Annotated in this window: 8 protein-coding genes; 5 read left to right on the top strand and 3 right to left on the bottom strand. The window is 62.5% G+C overall.

Translation table 11 applies throughout. From position 1 onward, the window contains the following. Positions 1-187: 187 nt before the first annotated feature. Positions 188-1,552: a DNA repair protein RadA gene (gene radA, locus SH809_06355; protein MDZ4699306.1), complete on the bottom strand. Its 1,365-nt coding sequence runs from the start codon at positions 1,550-1,552 to the stop codon at positions 188-190. Positions 1,553-1,806: 254 nt separating this feature from the next. Here radA and SH809_06360 point away from each other — a divergent pair, with 254 nt between their 5' ends. Genes SH809_06360 through SH809_06380 form a run of 5 tightly spaced genes read left to right on the top strand, consistent with a single transcriptional unit; the run spans position 1,807 to position 6,114 of the window. Beyond that, positions 1,807-2,568: an ABC transporter permease gene (locus SH809_06360; GenBank protein MDZ4699307.1), complete on the top strand. Its 762-nt coding sequence runs from the start codon at positions 1,807-1,809 to the stop codon at positions 2,566-2,568. A gap of 3 nt (positions 2,569-2,571) precedes the next feature. Then, the gene (locus SH809_06365) at positions 2,572-3,348 is read left to right on the top strand and encodes an ABC transporter ATP-binding protein (protein MDZ4699308.1); all 777 of its coding nucleotides are present in this window, start codon (positions 2,572-2,574) and stop codon (positions 3,346-3,348) included. 11 nt (positions 3,349-3,359) lie between these two features. After that, positions 3,360-4,289, top strand: a complete 930-nt coding sequence (locus tag SH809_06370) for an MlaD family protein (protein ID MDZ4699309.1) — start codon at positions 3,360-3,362, stop codon at positions 4,287-4,289. A 58-nt stretch (positions 4,290-4,347) separates the two neighbouring features. Next, positions 4,348-4,899 carry an HDIG domain-containing protein gene (locus SH809_06375; protein MDZ4699310.1) on the top strand — a complete coding sequence of 184 codons (552 nt, stop codon included), beginning with the start codon at positions 4,348-4,350 and terminating at the stop codon, positions 4,897-4,899. A gap of 3 nt (positions 4,900-4,902) precedes the next feature. Further along, the gene (locus SH809_06380; protein ID MDZ4699311.1) at positions 4,903-6,114 is read left to right on the top strand and encodes a DUF445 family protein; all 1,212 of its coding nucleotides are present in this window, start codon (positions 4,903-4,905) and stop codon (positions 6,112-6,114) included. On the opposite strand, the gene dusB is transcribed toward SH809_06380, so the two are convergent. Continuing rightward, positions 6,089-7,144 (bottom strand): tRNA dihydrouridine synthase DusB, encoded by a 1,056-nt coding sequence (gene dusB, locus SH809_06385; GenBank protein MDZ4699312.1) that lies wholly within the window; start codon positions 7,142-7,144, stop codon positions 6,089-6,091. The genes SH809_06380 and dusB overlap by 26 nt on opposite strands. 66 nt (positions 7,145-7,210) lie before the next feature. Beyond that, positions 7,211-7,564, bottom strand: a complete 354-nt coding sequence (locus tag SH809_06390; protein MDZ4699313.1) for a DMT family protein — start codon at positions 7,562-7,564, stop codon at positions 7,211-7,213. Between the last annotated feature and the right edge of the window lie 142 nt (positions 7,565-7,706).

The raw sequence follows: 7,706 nt of genomic DNA on the forward strand, positions 1-7,706 counted from the left end.
CGGGGTTCACCCGCATGGAATCGCAATCCCGGCGGCCGTAACCCGGGGTTCACCCGCATGGAATCGCAATCCCGGCGGCCGTAACCCGGGGTTCACCCGTATGGGAATCGCAATCCCGGCGGCCGGAGGCCGACATTAAACCGTGGAGCGCGCCGGGTTACGGTCCCTGGTGGGGACCTAACCCGGCCTACAGCACCAAATCCAACACCTGGCTCAGCCGTTCGACGCCCGTCACCTCCAATCCTTTCGGAATCGTCGCTCCTTTTTTATTGTTTTCGGGGATGATGGCTCGGGTGAAGCCGAGCTTCGCGGCCTCGTTGAGGCGCGGCTCGATCTGGCTGACGGTGCGGATTTCGCCGCCGAGGCCTACTTCGCCGATCAGCACCGTCCCGGTGTCGGTGGGAATATCCCGGAACGAGGAGGCGACGGCCAGGATGACGCCGAGGTCCACCGCCGGCTCCTCGAGCCGCACCCCGCCGGCCATGTTCACGAACACATCGTGTGTCGAGAGCCGCAGCCCCTCGCGTTTTTCGAGCACGGCGAGCAGCATCTGGAGCCGGCGCGCCTCGAACCCGGTGGCGTTGCGCTGCGGGGTGTTGTAGGAGGTGGACGTCACCAGCGCCTGGATCTCGACCAGGATCGGGCGGGTGCCTTCGAGGGAGCAGACGACCGTCGATCCGCTGGCCCCGAAGCTCCGCTCGGACAGGAAGATCTCGCTCGGGTTTTTGACCTCCAGCAGCCCGCCGGCGCGCATCTCGAACACCCCGATCTCGTTGGTCGACCCGAACCGGTTCTTCACCGCCCGGAGGATCCGGAAGGCGTGGTGCCGATCCCCCTCGAAATACAATACCGTATCCACCATATGCTCCAACACGCGCGGGCCGGCGATCGAGCCGTCCTTCGTCACGTGCCCCACGATAAACGTCGGGATTTCGTTTTCCTTCGCGAGTTGGAGCAGTGCGGCCGCGCTTTCACGGACCTGGCTGACCGAGCCCGGCGCGCTCTGGACGTCCGGCCGGAAGATCGTCTGGATCGAATCCACCACCATGATGTCCGGCTGCATCTCCTGCACCGCCGCGATGATGCGCTCGACGTTGGTCTCGGCGAAGAGGAAGAAGTTGTCCGACGAAACCCCGAGGCGCTCGGCGCGGAGCTTGACCTGGCGGATGGACTCCTCGCCCGTGACATAGAGCAGCCGGCGGTCCGGCACGTACCGCGCCAATTCGGTCATGAGCGTGCTTTTCCCGATCCCGGGGTCGCCGGCGATGAGCACAAACGACCCCTGCATGATCCCACCGCCCAGCACGCGGTCGAATTCCTGCACGCCTGTCACAATCCGGCTCTCGGAGGTCAGCGCGATGTCCTTCAGCGCCAGCGGCTTCATCGGCCGTTCGGACTTCATCCCCAGCGACGACACCCGCGCCTTGACGGGCGCCTGCGTCATCTCCTCGACAAATGTATTCCAGCCCTCACAGCTCGGGCACTTGCCCAGCCACTGCGGCGCGGTGTGGCCACATTGCTGACAAACGAAGCGGGTTTTGGAACGAGCCATGGGAGACGAGTGCGAAAGGTAAAAGGTAAAAGGCAAAAGGGCGAAAACCGTTGACCCGGGAAGGCTGCCCTGAGGATACGGCGCGGCGGTGACAACATCCCGTCATACGTCCGGCGTAAAGGGGGCGATACAGGAACTAAGTACAGGCTGGATCATATCGGTCCCTTCGTTTTCCAACGCCCGCTGTCCCACGTCCTCCCGGCGTAAATCAGGCCTGAACGGGTTCATGCACCTCATCCCTGGCGTGTCCGAATATGTCGGTTGTTAGCCTCTACATGCTCGATCCGATTCGTGCGCTGGGGCGGTATACCTTGCTGTTGACCCATGCGTTCGAATCGCTGAACGAGTTCCATACGTACCGGAAGAACCTCTTCGATCAGATGGTCAAGATCGGGATCGACTCGCTCCCGATCACGGCGCTTGCGGCGGCGTTCTCCGGGGCTGTGACGACGGTGCAGACGGCCTATCAGCTGGTATCCCCCCTGTTTCCGAAGTCGATCATCGGGTCGATCGTGGCCCCATCGATGATCCTGGAGCTGGGTGCGGTGGTGACGGGATTCATTCTCACGGGCCGCGTGGGGGCCCGCATCGCGGCCGAGTTGGGCACGATGCGGGTGACGGAGCAGATCGACGCGCTCGAGGCGATGGGACTCAACTCGATCGGCTACCTGATCATCCCGCGGGTTCTCGCCGGCGTGCTCATGTTTCCCGTCCTCTACATCGCCGCCGTGCTGGTGGGCGTCGGCGGCGGCATCGCAGTGGCACATCTGGGCGGCTGGGTGCCGGCCGGCGAGTTCGTCAGCGGCGCGCGCGAATTCTTTAATCCGTTCGACCCGGTGTTCGGCATCATCAAGTCCCTCGTATTCGGATTCGTGATTACGTCCATTTCCTGTTACAAAGGCTATTACACCAGCGGCGGCGCGGAAGGCGTCGGGCGTAGCACCACGGAGGCCGCCGTGACGAGTTGCGTGTACATCTTGCTGGCGGACCTGGTGCTGGCCATGACGCTTCTTTAACCTATGATCGAAGCAAAAAACCTGTTCAAGAGCTTCAACGACCGACCGGTGTTGGAAGACGTCAACATGCAGATCGAGGAGGGGGAGACGTTTGCTATCATCGGGCGCTCGGGGTCGGGCAAGAGTGTGCTCATGAAGCACCTCATCGGCCTGCTCAAGCCCGACAGCGGCGAGATCTTGATCGACGGCGTGGACATCAACAAGCTCGACTACCGGGCGCTCCGCACCGTGCGCCGGCAGTTCGGGGTCTTATTCCAGGGCGGGGCGTTATTCGACTCGATGACATCGTTCGAAAACGTCGCCTTTCCGTTGGCGACGTTCACCGACAAGAAGCCGGCGGAGATCGCGCGGGTCGTCCATGAATGCCTGGAGATGGTCGAACTGGAGGACGTGGGTAACAAGATGCCGTCCGAGCTTTCTGGCGGCATGAAGAAACGCGTCGCTCTGGCGCGCGCGATCGCCCTGCGGCCGAAATACATCTTTTATGACGAGCCCAATACCGGGCTCGATCCCGAAACGTCCAATACCATCGATGCCCTCATCAGCGGGCTCTCCGACCGGTTGAACGTAACCAGCATCGTCGTGACACACGACATGCACTCGGTCCTGAGCATCGCGGACCGGGCCGCGTTTATCCACCAGGGGACCATCCGCTGGATAGGGACGGTTGAGGAACTCCATGCGAGCACCGACGATGTGCTGCTCGATTTTGTGAAGGCCCATGAGTACCAGATCGGCGGCCCACGGACGTCGGTCGCGACGAATCCTCCATCCTATTGACCTTTTGACCTGTGAAATATTCGAACGAATTCAAAGTCGGCGCTTCGATCGTCATCAGCGTAGTCGTGTTCATCCTCGGCTCGCGCTTCTTCGATAGCATCCCTCTGTTCAGGGGGACCTACGACCTCTACTCCAGTTTCGAGAATGCCCGCGGGATGGTTACGGGCAACGCCGTCCGCATCAACGGGGTAAGTGTCGGCAGCGTGCAGGATGTGGAGCTCGATCCAGCGACCAACCTGGTAAACATCCGCATCCGGCTCGATTCGAAGATTTCGGTGCCGCAGGGCTCCTATGCCGAAATCACGGGCATCGACGCATTGTCGGCCGTCCAACTCACCATCCACCCCGGCCCCGCCGGCAACCCGCCCATCGAGCCTGAGGGCAGCATCCCCAGCCAGGGGGCATCCGACTTGCTCGCCACGATGTCCGAACGTGCTCCTGTGCTGGTAGAAAGGATAGACAGCGTGCTCGTGGGCCTCAACGCGACGCTGACGGATACCCGCGGCATCATCGAGCCGCAGGGCGACCTCCGCCTCATGCTCACCTCCCTCCGTGGGAGCGCCAACGAACTCGAGCGCCTTATGGTGGCGGAGCGGTCCCGCATCTCGCGGGTCCTGGCGAACGTCGATACCCTGACGGTGACGTTGGGCGACGTCGCCGGCAGCGCGAACGACTCGCTCGCTATCTCCCTGGGCCACCTGAACAACCTCCTCGCCCGCATGGATGGCAACATGGCGCAACTCGAATCCACCATGGCCAGCCTGGATACCATCGTCGGCAAGATCGACCGCGGCGAAGGCACACTCGGGCTCATGATCAACGACCCGTCGCTGTATAACAACCTGGACTCGACGGTGCAAAACATGAATGCGCTGCTGGTGGATTTTAAACAGAACCCGGTGCGCTACATGAAGGCGCTGCGCATCGTAGACCTGTTCTGACCCGCATCTTCAACGCCGATTGCCCGTACGCCCTGCCCATTGCCCCGGCGAGATCCTCATGCCCTCCTACGACGACGCCCTTACGCTGCTACATACCTGGACCCTCAGCGACAGCCTCTGCCGGCATGCCTACGCCGTCGAGGCCTCGCTGGGTGAATACGCCCGACTCCTCGGGGAAGATGAAACGCTGTGGCGTATGACGGGACTGTTGCACGACATGGACTACGAAAAACACCCCACGCCGGCCGAACATCCGTTTGTAGGCGTGGAGGTCCTGCGCAACGCTGGGTATCCCGAGATCATGCTTCAGGCTATCCTCGGCCACGCCACCTACAGCGGTGTCGCCCGCGAGACGCCCCTCGCGCGAGCGCTGTTCGCGGTCGATGAGCTGTCGGGTTTCGTGACCGCCGTCGCCTACGTCCGCCCTGACGGCCTCACCGGTATGACGCCAAAATCCGTCAAGAAGAAGCTGAAGGATCGGCTATTTGCCGCGGCCGTAAGCCGGGAAGATATCCAGATGGGGGTGGAGGAGATGGGGGTCGACCTGGACACCCACATCGAAACCGTGATCCGCGGCATGCAGGCAAACGCGGCGCGTATTGGATTCTGAGGAATGACCGACGACCCGACCCTCCCCATCGATGGCGCTTCGCCGCCCGTGACGCCGGCCACCCTCCGAGAGGCCGGCCTGCCGGAGGTGTCCGCTCTTCCCGAGGTGCGCGACGCCACCCGCGAAAGCGCGCGCAACCTGCGGACCGTCCTCTGGAAGTACATCCGCCGGCATCTCCCCGAACGCGTCGAAACCCCCACCCGGTTTCCCGAGCCGCCAAGACAAACCGGTAGCCAGGCGGCCATCCTGCCCATCCTTCGGCTCGTCCCGTGGCTGCTGGGAGTCCTGTTCGGAATCTCCTTTTTCTGGGATTTTAATGGGATGAGCGCCACCCTCGCCGGCGTGCCGTTTCAATTCGACGGGCTCCTGCGGATCCTGGCGGTGAGCGGGCTCATCGGCTTCCTCACGAACTGGCTGGCGATCACGATGTTGTTCCACCCCCGCCAGCGCCGGCCGCTGTTGGGGCAGGGCCTCATCCCCGCCCAGCGCGAGCGGGTCATCTACCGCCTGGCGTCGACGGTCTCCGAGGAGTTGATCAATGCGGACATCATCAAAAAGAGGATCGAGGAGAGTGGCATCATCGGTCGCTACCGCGACATGGCCTTCGACGTGACGCGCGGCGTGGTCGAGGACCCCGAGTTTCGACGGGAGATCAAGGGCGTCGCGGCCGAATACATCGAACAGGTGGTGGGGTCGGAAGAGGTACGCCGCAAGATTGTCTCCTTTATTATCCAGAAAATCGAAGAGCACGCCGGCGGCCTCGGCGGCATCGCCCTCAAGACCTACCGCTTTCTGGGAGAGCAGGATTTTCAACGTCGCATCGACGAGGCCGTCAGCAAGCTGCCGACGTCGATCGACAGCGCGCTCGACCAGTTCGACGGCCTGCTGGACGCGATTCCAGCGAAGATCCAGGCGCGTTCGGAGGACATCGAGGATGCGGTGACGAAGATGGTGCTTTCGTTTGTCGAGAACCTGGACGTGTACAGCATTGTCGCGACGAACATGCAGGCGTACGACGAACGCCGGCTGGAGGAGCTGATGATCCGGGCCACGAACGAGCAGCTGAACTACATCAAGTACCTTGGCGGCGTGCTCGGGAGCATCGGCGGGCTGGTCATCTGGGAGCCGCTGGCGGCGATGACCGTACTGGGGGCGCTCGGGGTATTGATTGTCGGGCTGGATCGCCTCCTCATGGGGCGGCCGCAGGCCGGGTAGCGAGCGACACCGGCAGGCGGGCCGGCCGGACGGCGATGGGCGCTGGGCGGGACGCCGCGGCTTCCTCAGGCCCGAAATTCAGCAACAGGTTGATGACCCCGTCCTGCGTGGACTCCTCCATGATGAGCGTGCGGAGCCGGCTGGCGCCCTCGAAGCCCTTGAAGTAACCGCCGTACATCCGGCGCATCTCCATCACCCCCTTTCGTTCGCCCAGCCATTCGCATTTGAGCGTCAGGTGCTCCACCACCACCTGAATGCGTTCCTCCCAGGAGGGCGGGGGAGGCGTCTCGCCGGTCTCCCGGTAGATACGCGCGTCGCGGAAGATCCACGGGTTGCCGATGGCCCCCCGGCCGATCATTACGGCATCGACGCCCGTCTCCGCGAACATCAGCTCGATCTTTTCCGGGGTCGTCGCGTCGCCGTTTCCGATCAGCGGGATCTGGATGCCACTTTCCTCCTTGATGCGCTTCAGCCAATCCCACCGCGCCTCGCCCTTGTACATCTGCGAGCGGGTGCGGGCGTGGACGGCGAGGGCCTGGACGCCGGTCTGCTCCAGCATCCGGGCGACGTCCAGGATCTGGATGGTTTCGTCGCTCCAGCCGAGGCGTGTTTTTACCGTGACGGGGCGTGTGGAAGCCGCGATGACCGCCTCCGTGATGGCCTGCATCTTGGGGAGATTGCGGAGGATGCCGGCGCCGCCGTCTTTACACACCACCTTCTTGACCGGGCATCCGAAATTGATGTCGATGAGATCCGGCCCGACGTCGTCGACGATCCGGGTGGCCTCGCGGACCTGGTCGATCTCCCCCCCGAAGATCTGGATGCCCACCGGGCGCTCCTCGTCGTAGATGTCCAGCTTCTGCCGGCTATCCTCGGCGTCGTAGATCAGGCCGCCGGTCGAAATGAACTCCGTGTACAACATATCCGCCCCGTACCGCTTACACAGGATGCGGAACGGCGGGTCGCTCACGTCCTCCATGGGCGCGAGAAACAGAGGTCTATCCCGAAATTCGATGGTTCCGATGCGCATAAAGCGTGGGGTTAGCGGGTATAGGGGGGACACGAAGTATCGTGTCCTTACATGAGTATGTCGAATTCATCCCCCGAGTTTGCCTCGGAAGAGGAAAAAGACCGCCCCGAGCAGGCAGAGGCCGGCCCAGAGGTAGTCCATCGTCAGTTTCTCCTTCATGAAAAAAACCGAGAAGGGGACGAAGACGCTGAGCGTAATAACCTCCTGGAGCACTTTGAGTTGCCCGACGGTCATCACCTCGTGGCCGATGCGGTTCGCCGGCACCTGGAGCATGTATTCAAAAAACGCGATGCCCCAGCTGACGAGCGCGGCGATCAGCCAGGGCTTCTCCGCCATATTTTTGAGATGCCCGTACCAGGCGAACGTCATGAATACATTGCTGCAAATCAGTAGCACGATGGTCCAGATGGTGGGAGGCATGGGGAAGGGTTGGCAGGTTGGCAGGTTACAGGTTGGCAGGTTACAGGTTGCAGGTTTAATACTTCGGACAGTTTACAAATCAGGGCACTGCCGCTTGAAAAATCAGGCCCCTCCCCGTATCAAGTACGGGGCAGGCTCTCGA

It is taken from the genome of Rhodothermales bacterium (assembly GCA_034439735.1).
In the GTDB taxonomy this organism is placed as follows: Bacteria; Bacteroidota; Rhodothermia; order Rhodothermales; family JAHQVL01; genus JAWKNW01.

Coding starts and splice junctions, on each gene's coding strand:
- radA (MDZ4699306.1), bottom strand. CDS start 1,552: ATGGCTCGTTCCAAAACCCGCTTCGTTTGTCAGCAATGTGGCCACACC.
- SH809_06360 (MDZ4699307.1), top strand. CDS start 1,807: ATGTCGGTTGTTAGCCTCTACATGCTCGATCCGATTCGTGCGCTGGGG.
- SH809_06365 (MDZ4699308.1), top strand. CDS start 2,572: ATGATCGAAGCAAAAAACCTGTTCAAGAGCTTCAACGACCGACCGGTG.
- SH809_06375 (MDZ4699310.1), top strand. CDS start 4,348: ATGCCCTCCTACGACGACGCCCTTACGCTGCTACATACCTGGACCCTC.
- SH809_06380 (MDZ4699311.1), top strand. CDS start 4,903: ATGACCGACGACCCGACCCTCCCCATCGATGGCGCTTCGCCGCCCGTG.
- dusB (MDZ4699312.1), bottom strand. CDS start 7,144: ATGCGCATCGGAACCATCGAATTTCGGGATAGACCTCTGTTTCTCGCG.
- SH809_06390 (MDZ4699313.1), bottom strand. CDS start 7,564: ATGCCTCCCACCATCTGGACCATCGTGCTACTGATTTGCAGCAATGTA.